Origin of the sequence: Streptomyces sp. NPDC006265, assembly GCF_040613555.1 — a bacterium.
Classification (GTDB): Bacteria; Actinomycetota; Actinomycetes; order Streptomycetales; family Streptomycetaceae; genus Streptomyces.
In genome coordinates this window covers 1-14,733 of the sequence record NZ_JBEXSH010000125.1, presented here as the reverse complement: position 1 = coordinate 14,733, position 14,733 = coordinate 1, and the positions used below count along the sequence as shown (strand labels likewise).

10 protein-coding genes and 2 pseudogenes are annotated in these 14,733 nt (G+C 70.3%); 2 read left to right on the top strand and 10 right to left on the bottom strand.

From position 1 onward, the window contains the following. Window positions 1–136 precede the first annotated feature (136 nt). The 5 genes from ABZ281_RS13345 to ABZ281_RS13325 form a co-directional block, all read right to left on the bottom strand. A complete protein-coding gene (locus ABZ281_RS13345; protein WP_356655037.1) occupies window positions 137–1,894 on the bottom strand; it encodes a GAF domain-containing protein in 1,758 nt (585 codons plus the stop codon). A 48-nt stretch (window positions 1,895–1,942) separates the two neighbouring features. Further along, complete coding sequence (locus tag ABZ281_RS13340) at window positions 1,943–2,560, bottom strand: hypothetical protein (protein ID WP_356655035.1); 618 nt, start codon at window positions 2,558–2,560, stop codon at window positions 1,943–1,945. Between the two features lie 96 nt (window positions 2,561–2,656). Continuing rightward, window positions 2,657–3,397: a pyruvate formate-lyase-activating protein gene (gene pflA, locus ABZ281_RS13335; protein ID WP_356655033.1), complete on the bottom strand. Its 741-nt coding sequence runs from the start codon at window positions 3,395–3,397 to the stop codon at window positions 2,657–2,659. Between the two features lie 5 nt (window positions 3,398–3,402). Next, the gene (gene pflB / locus ABZ281_RS13330; protein ID WP_356655031.1) at window positions 3,403–5,661 is read right to left on the bottom strand and encodes a formate C-acetyltransferase; all 2,259 of its coding nucleotides are present in this window, start codon (window positions 5,659–5,661) and stop codon (window positions 3,403–3,405) included. Between the two features lie 198 nt (window positions 5,662–5,859). Then, window positions 5,860–6,804, bottom strand: a complete 945-nt coding sequence (locus tag ABZ281_RS13325) for a universal stress protein (RefSeq protein ID WP_356655029.1) — start codon at window positions 6,802–6,804, stop codon at window positions 5,860–5,862. A 230-nt stretch (window positions 6,805–7,034) separates the two neighbouring features. Between ABZ281_RS13325 and ABZ281_RS13320 the strand changes: the two are divergent. Further along, window positions 7,035–7,297: pseudogene (locus tag ABZ281_RS13320) on the top strand (PEP/pyruvate-binding domain-containing protein); the annotation flags it as partial. Window positions 7,298–7,853: 556 nt separating this feature from the next. On the opposite strand, the gene ABZ281_RS13315 reads toward ABZ281_RS13320, so the two are convergent. The 5 genes from ABZ281_RS13315 to ABZ281_RS13295 all read right to left on the bottom strand — a co-directional run bounded on the left by ABZ281_RS13315 (window position 7,854) and on the right by ABZ281_RS13295 (window position 13,639). Then, window positions 7,854–8,774 carry a universal stress protein gene (locus ABZ281_RS13315; protein ID WP_356655027.1) on the bottom strand — a complete coding sequence of 307 codons (921 nt, stop codon included), beginning with the start codon at window positions 8,772–8,774 and terminating at the stop codon, window positions 7,854–7,856. A gap of 122 nt (window positions 8,775–8,896) precedes the next feature. After that, window positions 8,897–9,820 carry a carbamate kinase gene (locus tag ABZ281_RS13310; protein WP_356655025.1) on the bottom strand — a complete coding sequence of 308 codons (924 nt, stop codon included), beginning with the start codon at window positions 9,818–9,820 and terminating at the stop codon, window positions 8,897–8,899. Between the two features lie 3 nt (window positions 9,821–9,823). Further along, the gene (gene argF, locus ABZ281_RS13305; RefSeq protein WP_356655023.1) at window positions 9,824–10,825 is read right to left on the bottom strand and encodes an ornithine carbamoyltransferase; all 1,002 of its coding nucleotides are present in this window, start codon (window positions 10,823–10,825) and stop codon (window positions 9,824–9,826) included. 21 nt (window positions 10,826–10,846) lie between these two features. Beyond that, a complete protein-coding gene (locus ABZ281_RS13300) occupies window positions 10,847–12,076 on the bottom strand; it encodes an arginine deiminase (protein ID WP_356655021.1) in 1,230 nt (409 codons plus the stop codon). Between the two features lie 33 nt (window positions 12,077–12,109). Beyond that, window positions 12,110–13,639, bottom strand: a complete 1,530-nt coding sequence (locus tag ABZ281_RS13295) for an amino acid permease (RefSeq protein WP_356655019.1) — start codon at window positions 13,637–13,639, stop codon at window positions 12,110–12,112. A 641-nt stretch (window positions 13,640–14,280) separates the two neighbouring features. Between ABZ281_RS13295 and ABZ281_RS13290 the strand changes: the two are divergent. Beyond that, window positions 14,281–14,733: pseudogene (locus tag ABZ281_RS13290) on the top strand (hypothetical protein); the annotation flags it as partial.

The following is a 14,733-nucleotide window of genomic DNA, read 5'->3' as shown; positions in this document are numbered from 1 at the left end:
ACCGCGGTCGCGGCGCACGGGCCTGGCGGCGGGGGTATCCGCAGGGTGCCCCGCTGGTCCGGGGGCGCGGCCGACGTCGTTGGGGGGGGGGGCCTCAAGGAGCCGTCAAGGCGCCGCCCGCCCGCCGACGCCGGCGTCACCGGGGGAACCGGCCGCTCTCTGCCGTGTCCTGGGACTGAGCCAGCGGCGCGTGCCACACCAGCCGTGTCCCCTTTCCGCCGGGGCTTTCCAGCTCCATGCCGCCGCCAAGCTTCTGCGCTCGCTCGGCCATGTTGGTCAGACCGCTACGGCGGCCTCCGTCCGGGACGCCGACGCCGTTGTCCGTGACCGTCAGGCGGACCTGCTTGCCGTCCGTCTCCAGCACGACGTCGGTGCGGTCCGCGGCAGCGTGCCGGGCAACGTTGGTAAGGGACTCGGTGAGGACGGCCATGACGTGGTCGGCGGTCTGGCCGGGCACGTGCGTGTCGAGCAGGCCCTCCATGCGGACGCTGGGAGCGAAGCCCAGGAGCGGAGCGGCTTCGCCGATCGCACGCACCGCGCGGGAGCGCAGACCGGGTGCCGCGTCGTCGTCGCGGGACCGCAGACCGAAGATCGTCGACCTGATGATCTTGATGGTCTCGTCGAGGTCGTCCACCGCCCGCAGGATCCGCTCGGAGGCCATCGAGTCCTGGACGCGGCGACCGGCGCTCTGCAGGGTCATGCCGGTGGCGAAGAGCCGTTGGATGGCCAGGTCGTGCAGATCACGGGCGATCCGGTCGCGGTCCTCCAGAAGGGCGATCTGTTCGGCGTCCTCGCGTCGTTCCGCCAGCTCCATCGCGACGGCGGCCTGCGCGGCGAAGACCTGGAGCGGCTCGGTCTCCTTCTCGGAGAACTCCTGGCCGCCAGACTGCCGGACCAGCAGCACCACGCCGCGGGCCTCGTCGCCCGAGCCGATCGGCACGGCGACGGCCGGTCCGAGCTCCTCGAATCGCGGCGGACCGGCTGAAACCCTGGAGTCACGGGACACGTCCGGGCTGCTGACAGGAGCCCGCTGAACGAACGCCTGCCCGATGAGAGTGCCCTCCACGGGCAGTACGATCCCGCGCCATGCGTCGGCCTCCTGGCCTACGGCGAGTTCCACCGCGAGGGTGCCGGTTCCGCTCACCGGCATGGCCACCACGCTCAGGGCGGAAGCCGTGATCTCCCTGGCCCGTTCTGCGATCAGCGGCAACACCCCGCCCTGATCCGCGCCGGACATCAGCGTGTGGGTGATCTCGGCGTTCACCTGGAGCCAGCGCTCGCGCAGCCGGGAATCCTCATAGAGGCGGGCGTTGTCGATGGCCACGCCGGCCGCCACGGCCAGCGTCGCCAGCACCGACTCGTTGTCCTCGTCGAACTGCTGCCCGCCGCGCTTCTCCGTCAGGTACAGGTTGCCGAAGATGTGGTCGCGCACCCGGATCGGTACGCCGAGGAAGGTGTTCATCGGCGGGTGGTGGGCCGGGAACCCGTAGGAAGCGGAGTGGTCGGAGAGTTTGGTCAGGCGCAGCGGCTCGGGGTGGCGGATCAGCTCGCCCAGGATGCCGTGGCCCTCCGGGTAGGGGCCGATGCGCGCGATCTGCTTCGCGCCGACGCCCACTGTGTGGAAGGCGGACAGCCGCTTGCCGTCCGGACCGATCACCCCGAGCGCCGCGTACTCCGCGTCGACCAGGGCCGCCGCGGCCTCGACGATGCTGCGCAGTGCCTGCTCCAGGTCGAGCTCGCGGCCGACCGACAGCACGGCTTCCAGGAGGCTGTGGACCCGGTCCCGGGTGCCGCGCGCCGCGTCCAGACGGGCTTGCAGCTCCTCCAGCAGCTCGTCCAGCCGCAACTGGGGCAACCGTACCCGTGCCTCGCGGGCCTCCTCGGCGTTCTCCACCGCTGCTCCTCCAACGCCTCACCGCCTGTTGGCAGCCGTACCGTGCACCTACCCACGGTAGCGGCCCGAACAGGGAGACGATAACCACTCGTTGTCGTACCAGCCGAAGACCTTGACCACCGTGGGTCTGGGTGAGGGGGGCGTCCAGGACGCACGAGGGGGGGCGCCGACCACGTCGCGGGAGGCGATCGGGGCGTCGGACACCGGTAGGACGTCCTTCGGCGGTCCCTCGGCGGCCCCGCGGTAGACGGCGTTGATCTCCTCGGCGCTCACCGCCCGCTCGAGGGCCACGATCCGGTCGGTCAGCGAGCCGTCCTCGACCGGGACGCGCACGGCGCTGCCGTCCAGCGCGCCCGCCAGCTCGGGCAGGACCAGAACGACGGCGCGGGCGGCGCCGGTCGTGGTGGGGATGATGTTGACCGCCACCGAGTGGCCCCAACGCGGGTCCTTGTGGGGGCCGTCCAGGACCACCTGGCCGTTGGTGTAGCCGTGGATCGTGGTCATCAGTCCTTTGACCACGCCGAAGTGGTCGTCGAGGACCTTGACCATGGGGGCCACGCAGGTGGTGGTGCACGAGGCGTCGGAGATCACGTGGTGGTGCTCCGGGTCGTACGTTCCTTCGGTGACGCCCATGACGATCGTGGCGTCGACGTCCTTGCCGGGCACGGACAAGAGCACCTTGCGCGCGCCGGCCCAGATGCTGGCCGGCCTTCTTCCCAGGATGGCCGAGGTCCAGGGCCGGTCGGCCTCATTTCGCCGGCGTCAGTGGGCCATGAGGCCGCGCTCGCGGAACCGGCCCCGTACCCGGTCCACCAGCGCCTCGTCGGGAACCGGGGCGTCGCGCAGGGGGAAGGGGATACCCAAGGCGTCGTACTTGGCGGAGCCGAGCTTGTGGAACGGCAGGATGTCGACCCGCTCCACGCAGGCGAGGCCGGAGAGGAATCCGGCCAGTCCGTCGACGGCGTCCTCGTCGTCGGTCCAGCCGGGCACCAGGACGTACCTGATCCACACGCGCTTACCCAGCCGGTCGAGACGGGTGGCGAAGTTCAAGGTGGGGGCGAGGGCGCCGCCGGTCAGCTTCCGGTACGTCGTGACGTCGAAGAACTTGATGTCCAGCAGCACCAGGTCGGTGTCGGCCAGGAGCTCGTCCGTGGCGCGGGCGCCGAGGAAGCCCGAGGTGTCGAGGGCGGTGTGCAGGCCGGCTTCCTTGCAGCGGCGCAGGACCGCTCCGGTGAAGGCCGGCTGGAGCAGGGGCTCGCCGCCGGTGAGGGTCACGCCCCCGCCGGCCGTGGCGAGGAAGCCCTGGTACTTGTCGATCTGCGCCATCACCTCGTCGACGGTGGCCTCCCGGCCGTCGCGCATGTGCCAGGTGTCGGGGTTGGCGCAGTACAGGCAGCGCAGGGGGCAGCCGCTGGTGAAGAGGACGAACCGGGTTCCGGGACCGTCCACGCCGGTGGACAGGTCCCAGGAGTGGATCCGGCCGGTGGCCGATTGCGGTGCCATGGTGTTCACAGCGATCCGTGGAAGGTGCGGCTGATCACGTCGAGCTGCTGCTCGCGGGTCAGGCGGACGAAGTTCACGGCGTAGCCGGAGACCCTGATCGTAAGCTCCGGGTACTTCTCCGGGTGCTCCATGGCGTCCTCCAGCACGGCACGGTCGAGGACATTGACGTTCATGTGGAATCCGCCCGCGGACATGTAGGCGTCGAGGATGCCGGCCAGGTGGCCGGCCCGCTCCTCGGGAACGTGGCCCAGCCCCTCCGGGGTGATCGTGGTGGTCAGGGAGATGCCGTCGCGGGCCGCTTCGTAGGGCAGCTTGGCGACCGAGAGGGCAGAGGCGGCCACGCCGTGCCGATCGCGGCCGTTCATCGGGTTGGCGCCGGGGGCGAAGGGCTGTCCGGCGCGTCGGCCGTCGGGGGTGTTGCCGGTGTGCTTGCCGTAGACGACGTTGGAGGTGATGGTCAGCACGGACTGGGTGTGCTCGGCATCGCGGTAGGTGGGATGCCTGCGCACCTTCGCCATGAACGACTCCACCAGCTCGACGGCGAGGGCGTCGGCACGGTCGTCGTTGTTGCCGTACGCCGGGAAGTCACCCTCGGTGTGGAAGTCCACGGCCAGCCCGGTCGCGTCGCGGGTGACCTTCACCCGGGCGTGCTTGACGGCGGAGAGGCTGTCCACGGCGACCGAGAGCCCCGCGATGCCGCAGGCCATGAAACGGTGGACCGGGTGGTCGTGGAGCGCCATCTCGATGCGCTCGTAGGCGTACTTGTCGTGCATGTAGTGGATGACGTTGAGCGCGTCGACGTAGGTCTGGGCCAGCCAGTCCAGCACGCGGTCGTAGGCGGCAGCCAGTTCCTCGTAGTCCAGGTACTCACGGGTCAGCGGCGGCATCTGAGGGGCGATCTGGTCGCCGGTCATCTCGTCCCGGCCGCCGTTGACGGCGTAGAGCAGGGCCTTGGCGAGGTTGACGCGTGCGCCGAAGAACTGCATCTGCTTGCCCACCGCCATCGCGGAGACGCAGCAGGCGATCGCGGTGTCGTCGCCGGTGCGCGGGCGCATCAGGTCGTCCGACTCGTACTGGAGGGCGCTGGTTTCGATGGACACCCGGGCGCAGAACTCCTTGAAGCCGGCCGGCAGCCGCGGTGACCACAGCACCGTCATGTTCGGTTCCGGGGCGGGGCCCAGGTTGTACAGCGTCTGCAGGAACCGGAACGAGGTGCGGGTGACCAGCGGACGTCCGTCTGCGCCGATGCCGCCGATGGACTCCGTCACCCACGTCGGGTCGCCGGAGAACAGGGCGTCGTATTCGGGGGTGCGCAGGAACCGCACGATCCGCAGCTTGATCACGAAGTCGTCGATCAGCTCCTGGGCACGGGTCTCGTCGAGGAGTCCCTCGTCGAGGTCGCGCTGGAGGTAGACGTCCAGGAAGGTGGAGGTGCGGCCCAGCGACATCGCGGCGCCGTTCTGCTCCTTCACCGCGGCGAGGAAGCCGAGGTAGAGCCACTGGACGGCCTCGTGCGCGGTGGCCGCGGGCCGGGTGACGTCGCAGCCGTACGAGGCTGCCATCTCGGCCAGCTCGCCCAGCGCCCGGATCTGCTCGGCCAGTTCCTCGCGGTCGCGGATGACGTCGGCGGTGGACGGCCTGGCGTCCAGCAGGGCTCGCTCGGCGCGTTTGGCCTCGACGAGCCGGTCGGTGCCGTACAGGGCGACGCGCCGGTAGTCGCCGATGATCCGGCCACGGCCGTAGGCGTCCGGCAGGCCGGTGATGATGCCGACCTTGCGGGCGGCGCGCATGGCGGGGGTGTAGGCGTCGAAGACACCCGAGTTGTGGGTCTTGCGGTAGGTGTCGAACACCTTCGTCACGAACGGGTCGGGCTCGTAGCCGTACGCCTTCAGTCCGTTCTCCACCATGCGCAGGCCGCCGTTGGGCATGATCGCGCGCTTGAGGGGGGCATCGGTCTGCAGGCCGACGATCAGCTCGCGGTCGCGGTCGATGAAGCCGGGCGCGTGCGAGGTGATGGTGGAGGGGGTGGCGGCGTCCACGTCGAGGACGCCCCTGCGCCGCTCCTCCGGGAAGAGTGCGCTGATCTTCTCCCAGACCGCGCGGGTGCGGTCCGTGGGGCCGGTCAGGAAGGATGCGTCGCCCTCGTAGGGCGTGTAGGTGGCCTGGATGAAGTCGCGCACGTCGATGCGTTCACGCCACCCGCTCCCGGCGAACTGCCGCCAGGCGTCGGCGGTCCGGGGGCCGGCTGTCACCGTCGCGGTCATCACAGGTCCTCTCGTCGTACGGTCTTGTCACGGAAGATGCTCGTCGTGCGGGTCGGCGGCGAGGAGTGCCGGACAGGGCACCGGGCGGTCCGTGCGACCCTGGCCGGCCGGGACCTTCGGTCCCCGGCTTCCTCAGCCGCGCACCGAAGGGCGGGGCCGCCACGAGTGGAAGGGACACCGGCCGGCTGGTGCGCGGTGTCACTCGTGCGGGACGACGGCGACGGGACATCCGACGTGGTGCAGGGCGGCGTGCGTGACAGGCCCCGTGTGGACACCGACCTGGTGATCGATGCCGCGGCGGCCCACCACCAGAAGGCCCGCGTCGTGGGCGGCCCGCACCAGGACCACCGCGGCGCGTCCCTCGATGACCGTCTCGGTCACGGGGACGGTCGGGTACTTCTCCCGCCAGGGACGCAGCACCGCCGCCACGGTGCGCTCCTCGTCCGCCGGCGCCTGAGCCTGCGGCCACGGGACGGAAGGCGGGCCCTCCGGGGCCGCGGACGCCAGAGGCCCGGACGGAACGGGGGCGGGCCGCAAAGCGGTCCGGAAAGCGTGGACCACTCGCAGGCCGGTGCCACGCCGGCGGGCGGCGTCGAAGGCGAACTCGATCAGTTCGTCACAAGGACGGTCCGTCTGCAGCCCGAGGACCACCTGGCGGTAGGGCGTTTCCGGTATCTCCTCCGGCGCGACGCCGTCCGTGGCCGGCAGGTGCTCGTCGGCGGCGGACCGTCCCGCGCGGACCAGTACGACCGGGCGGGCGGACCGGCCGACGACGCGCTGGGACACGGAGCCCGTGAGGAAGCCGCCCAGGGCTCCGAGGGCACGGGAACCGAGGACCAGCAGATCGGCGTCGGCCGCGGCCTTGAGCAGGCCGGCCACCGCAGCGTCGCACACGAGTCGGTCGGTGATCCGGAGCTCCGGGTGGGCGGCACGGACGCTGCGTACGGCCTCGCGCAGGAGCTGCTCGGCCCAGTCGTGCTCGGTGCTGTCCATGGGGACGTACGGCGCGGGGTGGGGGTGGCGGTGCCAGACGTGGATCACACTGAGTCCGATTCCTCGCCGCTGAGCCTCCTGGGCCGCCCAGTGCGCGGCGGCGAGGCCTTCGGTCGATCCGTCGATCCCCACCACGATGTCGTGCGGCATGACGTGTCCCCTCGCTGGTCGTTGAATTCCGATGAGTTCGAGCCTCATGCCTGCCGTGCTGGTGGTCCACGGGCCGTACAGCCCCGGCAGGGCACCGATGGTCCCTCCGGAGGGCAGGCGCGAATCCGTGCCGACCGGTCCCTCATGCGGGACGTCCGGCACCTCGCGTCGCGCCCGCCCCCGTCCGACGCTCGAATCATCACGCCCCAACGCTCGAGGAGCGCAGCGTCATGGTCCGTTACGTGTACGACTTCACCGAGGGCGGCCGTGACATGGCCGATTTCCTCGGCGGCAAGGGAGCGAACCTGGCGGGGATGACCCGGCTCGGGCTCCCCGCACCGCCAGGATTCACCCTCACCACCGAGGCGTGCCGCGCCTTCCTGGAACGGGCAGCGAACCCGCGGACCTGTGGGTGGAGGTCTCCGCACACCTGTCGGCCCTGGAAACCTCCGCCGGCCGTCGGCTGGGGCAGCCGGACGACCCGCTGCTGCTGATCCTTGCAGGAACTGACGCCGAGCGCGACCGGGACCTGGCGGACCTCCTGCCCCTTCAGCGGCCGGCAGGACTTCGTCGGCGTCCTGGAGGCCATGGACAGTCTTGCCGGTCACTGTCCGGCTGCTGGACCCGCCGCTGCACGAGTTCCGACCCGCACCCCGATCTGGTCGTGGAGCTCTGTGCGGTGCCCTTCCCCAGGCTGGTCTCGTCTCCGGCAGTGACCGCTTACGCGGGCTCGTGCGCCGCACCGGGCTGGTGTGCCGTCCAGGTCTACAGGGCGCCGACTGACGCCCCGAGTCTCCGGCCCTGCGGGTATCGACCCGCCGTGGCCGCCTTCGCGGCGAATGAGCTGCTACGGAAACCTCGCCACGAGATGGTCGACGGTGGTCAGGAGGTGATCATCGGACGACAGCAGGGCCTCGGGCCACCACCGGACGAACGGTCAACCCACCTGTACGCGGCGGTGCCTCACCAACCACGAGCAGCTGGGCTGAGGATCGGGCAGGGAAGCCCCTTCCGGGGGCCGTTCGCCGTCCTGGGTAATCCTGTCTCGGTCAATCGTGCGAGATCACCGCCACAGGTGCGACGGCATGATGCAGCAACGCCTGGGTCACCGGACCGATATGAGCGCCGACCGTCGCCCGACGGTTCTGCCTGCCCACCACCACGAGAGCGGCGTCGTAGGAGGCGTCGACCAGGTGGCGACCCGCACCACCGACCGTGGCCTGCGCGCTGACCTCCACGGCGGGGTACCTGTCCTGCCACGGTCGCACGACGTCGGACAGTTCGCTCCGTACCTGCTTGACCATGCCGTCGTTCAGGTCGGGCATGAGCGCGCCGCCGTAGTAGTAGGGCGGCAGCGTCCAGCCGTGAATGATCCGTAGGCGTGCGGCGCGCCGTGCGGCCGCGTCGAACGCGAAGTCGATCACCGCGTCGTTGGGCTTGTGCAGGTCCAGGCCCAGGACGACGTCACGGTGGCCGGTGACGGCGGAGACGTCGCGTGCCGAGGTCCGTGGCGGTGCCTCCTCCTCACCGTGCTCGGCGGCACGGACGATGACGACGGGCCGCCCGCACGAGGCCAGGACGGCATGGGAGACGGAGCCGAGCAGGAATCCCGCCGCCTTGCTCAGTCCGCGGGAGCCCAGTGCCAGCAACTCGGCGTCCTCGGCGGCCTTGAGCAGAGCCGGGACGGGCAGACCGGGGATCTCGTCCGTGTCGATTCGCAGCCCGGGACGGGCTTCGCCGACGCGGGCCCGCGCCTGGGCCAGTAGACGCTGTGCCGATGCACGCTGGAGGTCACTCGGTGGCACCGGCACACCGAGTCCGGTCGCCGGTGCGAAGGCCGGGGCGTGCCACTCCCACGCCGTCACGAGCCTCAGGGGCAGGGCCCTGAGCTGGGCCTCGCGCGCGGCCCAGTCCGCGGCGGCCAGGCTAGCCGGCGAGCCGTCCAGTCCGACGGTGATGGTGCGGGTCATGGAAACCTCCTTGGACTGCTTCAATTCTTGGTCCCGTCCGGCCGTGGCAGCAGGGGCCACAGGTCCTTGGCCGGAAGCCGACCGTCCTGGCACCAGCTCTCCGGTTCGCCGTCTGCTGCCTGTTATCCGAGAGCGAGTTCGGGGCGTACGAGCGTCCCCGACGTTCCGTGGGCGATGGCGTATGCGGCATCGAGGGCTCCGATCGCGGCCAGGCCACCGGTCCGCTCCACGAACCGGGCAGCGGCCTCGGCCTTGGGCTTCATCGAACCCTCGGGGAAGGTCCTGCCCCGAAGCTGTGCGGGGGTCACGTCGAGCACGGGTTGCTGGCGAGGCGTGCCGAAGTCGACGTACACGTTCGGGACGTCGGTGAGGATGAGCAGAAGATCCGCTTTGAGTTCCTCGGCCAGGAGGGCGGCGGTGAGGTCCTTGTCGACGACGGCCTCGACCCCGGTCAGCTCCCCGGTGTCGCGATCGGCCGTGACGGGAACTCCTCCGCCGCCGGCGCAGACGACCAGCGTTCCGCTGCTCAGCAGGGCACGGACGGTCTCCGTCTCCACGATGGCCTCGGGCGCCGGGGACGGGACGACGCGGCGCCATCCCGTGGTGTCCTTGGCGATGTGCCAGCCGCGCTTGCGGGCGAGGACGTGCGCCACCTCACGTGAGTAGACCTGGCCGACGAACTTGGTGGGCCGCTCGAAGGCCGGGTCGCCCGCACGGACCACGGTGTGGGTGACGAGGGCGGCGACCTGCCGTCCGGGGAGGGCACCTCGCAGGGCCCGGGCGAGCAGGGATCCGATCATGCCTTGCGTCTGAGCGCCCAGGACGTCCAGCGGGTAGGGAGTGGTCAAGGCGGGATCGGCGGCGCTTTCGACGGCCAGCAGGCCGATCTGGGGGCCGTTGCCGTGCGTGATGACGAGTTCGTTGTCGTGGGCGAGCGCGGCAAGGGCGGTGACCGCCCTGTCGATGTTGGCCTGCTGCACCGCGGCGTCGGGGGCTTCACCCCGGTGCAGCAGTGCGTTGCCGCCGAGGGCGACGACGATGCGCATGGTTCAGTCCTCCAGGGTGGCGACGAGTACGGCCTTGATGGTGTGCAGCCGGTTCTCCGCCTGGTCGAAGACGAGGGAGGCGGGCGAGGAGAAGACGTCGTCGGTGACTTCGAGTCCGTCCAGGCCATAGGTGTCGAACAGTTGCCTGCCCAGCCGGGTGCTGCGGTCGTGCAGGGACGGCATGCAGTGCATGAACTTGGTGTCCGGGTTGCCCGTCGCCGCCATCGTCTTGTCGTCGACGCGGTAGGGCAGCAGGAGTTCGACGCGCTCCCGCCAGGTTTCTGTGGGTTCACCCATGGACACCCACACGTCGGTGTGCAGGAAGTCGGCGCGTCGGACGGCTTCCTCCACGTCCTCGGTCAGGGTGATGCGTGCCCCGCTGACGGCGGCAAGGGAACGGCACGCGGTGACGAGACCGGCTTCGGGCCACAGCGCTCTGGGCGCGGCGATCCTCACGTCCATACCGAGCAGGGCGCCCATGGACAGCAGCGAGTTGCCCATGTTGTTGCGGGCGTCACCGAGGTAGCAGTAACTGATCTCCGCCAATGGCTTCGAACTCTGCTCCCGCATGGTGAAGACGTCACAGAGGCTTTGGGTGGGGTGGGTGGTGTCGGTCAGGCCGTTGAAGACCGGCACGCCGGAGTGTTCGGCGAGGTCGGTGACGACGGACTGGCCCGAGCCGCGGTACTCGATGCCGTGGAACATGCGGCCGAGGACGCGGGCGGTGTCGGCGACGGACTCCTTCGCGCCGAGGTGGGTGTCCCCGGGACCGAGGTAGGTGGTGGCGGCTCCCTGGTCGGCGGCGGCGGCCTCGAAGGCGCAGCGGGTACGGGTGGAGGTCTTCTCGAAGATCAGGGCCAGGTGCCGGCCGGTCAGGCGCGGCCGTTCGGTGCCCAGGCGCCGGGCCGCCTTGAGGTCGGCGGCGAGGTCCAGGAGACGACTGATCTCCGGTGCGGTGAAGTCGAGCTCGCTCAGGTAGGAGCGGCCTCGTAGGTCGATGCTCATGACGTTCCTCGTGGGTGGCGGTCAGACGACCGGGTCGCGTTCGATGGGGCAGCTCATGCAGCGGGGGCCGCCCCGGCCGCGGCCGAGTTCGGCGCCGGCGATGGTGATCACTTCGATGCCCTGCTTGCGCAGGTACGTGTTGGTGGTCACGTTGCGTTCGTAACCGACGACGACACCGGGGGCCACGGCGAGGAAGTTGCTGCCGTCGTCCCACTGTTCGCGCTCGGCCGCGCGCACGTCCTGCGGCGCGGACAGCATGCGGACCTTGTCCAGGTCGAGGGCCTCGGCCAGGGCAGTGGCGAGGTCGGACTCGGGAATGACGTCGAAGCCGCAGGCACGGTCCGTACTGGGCAACAAGGACCAGGAGCGCAGGGAGTCGGCCAGACCCGGATAGACGGCGAAGGCGTCCCGGTCGACCATGGTCAGGACAGTGTCCAGGTGCATGTACGCCCGTGTGGCGGGGAGCTGGACGGCGAGCAGGCGCCTGGCTGTGCCCTCGGCGAAGAGGCGGGTGGCGAGGGCCTCGACGGCTTGGGGCGTGGTGCGTTCACCCATGCCGACCATGACCGTGCCGTTGCCGAGGACGTGGACGTCACCGCCTTCCAGGCTGACCGGCCCGCCGGGCGCCGAGGATTCGTCCAGGATCGGGCGGGTGGCGGACTCGGCGAACAACGGGTGGAAACGGTAGACGGCCGCAGCGTGCAGGCTTTCCCGGCGCCGAGCGCGTTTCGCCATGGGGTTGACGGAGAGCCGGTCGTAGATCCAGCAGGAGTTGTCGCGTGGGAACAGATGGTTGGGCAGCGGGGTGAGGGCGAAGTCCTCCTCACCGAGTGCGCTCCAGAACAGGCTGTTCGCAGTGGCCAGCGGCAGGTCGTCCTTGAGCAGGCCGCCGATCAGGTAGCCGGCGAGTGTCTCACCGTCGAGGTCGGCACACAGATGCCGTATCGCCTCCGCAAGAGCGGGACCGACTGCGCCCGGCGTGATGATCCGGTCCAGGAGCCAGGTGCGGGCCTCGGCCATGTCGAGGATCTCGGCGAGCAGGCCGGCGAAGTAGTGGACGCGTACGCCCTGGTCCCGCAGTGCCTGGGCGAAGGCGTCGTGCTCTTCGCGGGCGCGCTTGGCCCACAGGATGTCGTCGAACAGCAGGGCGTCGACGTTGCGAGGGGTCAGGCGGGAGAGTTCGAGTCCGGGCCGGTGCAGGACGACCTGGCGAAGTCGGCCGACCTCGGAGTCGACGTGGAAGACGGTCATGGTCGCGAGCTCCAGGGAGAGGGTGGCGAGTGGTCAGTGCTGGTCGCGCCGGGCGCTTCTGCGGAAGCGAACGACCGTCGTCCGGTGGCCGGGAAGGTGAGCGGCCGTGCTTTCCGGTGCTCGTGGGCCGGGAAGGATGGTCGCGGCCGGGCCGGACGAGCGGTCGGACGCCGTCGGCGCGGGTGCGTCGGGCGCTTCATCCTCGTGGCGAGTCCGCTTGAGCCAGACGTACACCGGCAGGCCGAGCAACAGCACGAACAGGCCGTAGTAGACCGTCTGGTAGCCGCTGCCCTGGATCGACCAGTAGGAGAAGGCCATGGCGAGTGCGGCCACGGTGACGTCCCGGACCAGTCGGCCGAGACTGAGGCCGTTCCGGCCACGGACCAGAACCCAGTACAACTGTGCGGCGGCGGAGAACAGGTACGGGATCGCCGCGGTGAGCACACTCAGCAGGACGATCTTGGTGAAGACGTCGTCGAAACGTGTGTAGCTGAACACCGTGATCAGGGAGGCGAGCACGGTCGAGACGACGATGCCGAAGACCGGTACTCCGCTGGTGCCTCGCGTCCTGGCGAAGGCACCGGGGAAGAGTCCGTCACGGGCGGCTGCGTACGGCATCTCCGCACAGAGCAGCGTCCAGCCGTTGAGTGCGCCGATGCCGGAGACGATGGCAGCCGCGGCCACGGTGTTACCCGCCCACGTGCCGCCGAAGATGCTGTTGGCGGCGTCGGTGAACGGCGCGGTGGACGAGCCCAGCGCGCCGTGCGAGACAGTACCGAAGACGGCGAGCGTGCCCAGGATGTAGATGACCGCGCAGGCCAGCGTTCCGTAGACGGTGGCGCGGGGCACGTTGCGCCCGGGCTCCCGTACCCGCCCGGCGACCACCGAGGCTGCCTCCAGCCCGAGGTAGCTGAAGAGGGCTATGGCCGCGGCCGCCGAGATCGCCCCCAGCGTGGACTGCCCGCTGGCATTGAAGGGACCGAAGTTGTCCGGGTCGACGAACAACAGCCCTACGGTGCCCATGAAGATCAGCGGCACGAACTTCACCAGCGTCGTGATCACCTGGAAGGCGCCCGTGTTCCGCACGCCGGTGAGGTTGATGGCTGCGGGGATCCACAGTCCCACCAGGGCGATCAGCACCGAACCGCTCACCCGGTGGCCGGTGTTGACGAACACTTCGACGTACCCGACCCATGCCACCACGATCGCCGCGTTTCCGGCCCACGCGGTGATCCAGTACGACCAGGCGTTGAGGAATCCGGCGAACTCCCCGAACGCTTCCCGGGCGTAGACGTAAGGTCCGCCACTGGACGAGGTGCGCCTGGACAGTGCTCCGAAAGTCACCGCCAGCGCCAGAGCGCCGAACGTGACCGCCACGAACGCCACGAGGGAGATCGGCCCGTACGGCGCGAGTGCGGACGGAAGCGCGAAAACCCCGGTTCCGATGATGCTGCCGATGACCAGGGCGGTGGCTGCCGGCAAGCCCAGCGAGGATCTTGCACGGGGACGGCGATCCGTACCTGTCCCATCCGGGGATCCGGGTTCTCCTGAAGTCGAGGGCATGGCAGCACTCCTGATTCCGGCCGCTTCAGCAGGCGAGTCGATAGGTGACTGATCCTGCTGCGGCGGGAGCGTGCCGATCAGTGGCTACCGGTCCACCGAGGAAGGCCGATGGTCCCTGTGTTGGCTTCCGACCGGCCCACGCCACCGCGGTATCGCCCGGGAACGCCTGCTCCACGTGAGGGACGTCCGCCGCTCCGGCCACCCGTAGCGGGAGCTGGACGTGCGGTTGCCGCGCGGCGGGACCGTCATCCTGCCCACGCTGCAGGCCGACGCCGAGCAGGTCCTGACGCGGCTTTCGCCAGGGCCGGCACCGTCGCACCCCGGATCAGGAGCTGGTCCCGCGCGGACCATGGGCGCCAGTACGCCGCGGCGCGATCCTGCTACCTGTACCGGAAGGCGGCGGAGTCGGCGCCGCCTCCCTCCCCTAGTCGAACAGGCGCCGACAGGGCTCCGGTTCCGGAAAATATGCGGCTCAGATTCACTCTCGCCGACAATTTTGCGGTGATCCATTGACCGGGACCAAGGCGCCCGGATAGAAAGATCACGACCAGGACCGCGATCGCGAGTCCGGTCCATACAGCTCTGCCCCGGGGGATTTCGCTTTGCCGCACACAGATGCACTCCGTCCTGTCCGCGTCCTCGTGGTCGAACCCGCCTCCTCCGGAGGCGCCACCCTGATCGGCGTCGCGGCCGAGATGGGACTGCGGGTCGTCGTCGCCACCGCCGACTGCGGCGACCGCCGGCTCTCCGACGCTGTGCGCGCGGCGGCCGACTCGGTGCTGACGGTGGAGACCAACGACCAGACCGCCCTCGAAGCGGCCGTGCTCGAACTGCACCGGGCCGAGCCGTTCGAGGCGGTGCTGCCGGGCTCCGACATCTATGTGACGGCGACCGCGCGCATCGCCGCGGCACTGGACCTGCCCGGCCTGTCCGTGGCGACCGTCGACCGGGTCCGGGACAAGAGCGTCATGCGGGCCGCCGTGGCGGAGGCCGGACTGCGCACCCCGCGCTTCGCCCAGGCGACCACCGACGCCGAACTGCGCGCCGCGGACCCTGATCAGGGCGGTCCGCGCGGGGACCAGAATCAGGTACCT

Bases quoted from the DNA above. Each gene is read 5' to 3' on its own strand.
- pflA (WP_356655033.1), bottom strand. From the start codon at position 3,397: ATGGCACCGCAATCGGCCACCGGCCGGATCCACTCCTGGGACCTGTCC.
- pflB (WP_356655031.1), bottom strand. From the start codon at position 5,661: ATGACCGCGACGGTGACAGCCGGCCCCCGGACCGCCGACGCCTGGCGG.
- ABZ281_RS13325 (WP_356655029.1), bottom strand. From the start codon at position 6,804: ATGCCGCACGACATCGTGGTGGGGATCGACGGATCGACCGAAGGCCTC.
- ABZ281_RS13315 (WP_356655027.1), bottom strand. From the start codon at position 8,774: ATGACCCGCACCATCACCGTCGGACTGGACGGCTCGCCGGCTAGCCTG.
- ABZ281_RS13310 (WP_356655025.1), bottom strand. From the start codon at position 9,820: ATGCGCATCGTCGTCGCCCTCGGCGGCAACGCACTGCTGCACCGGGGT.
- argF (WP_356655023.1), bottom strand. From the start codon at position 10,825: ATGAGCATCGACCTACGAGGCCGCTCCTACCTGAGCGAGCTCGACTTC.
- ABZ281_RS13300 (WP_356655021.1), bottom strand. From the start codon at position 12,076: ATGACCGTCTTCCACGTCGACTCCGAGGTCGGCCGACTTCGCCAGGTC.
- ABZ281_RS13295 (WP_356655019.1), bottom strand. From the start codon at position 13,639: ATGCCCTCGACTTCAGGAGAACCCGGATCCCCGGATGGGACAGGTACG.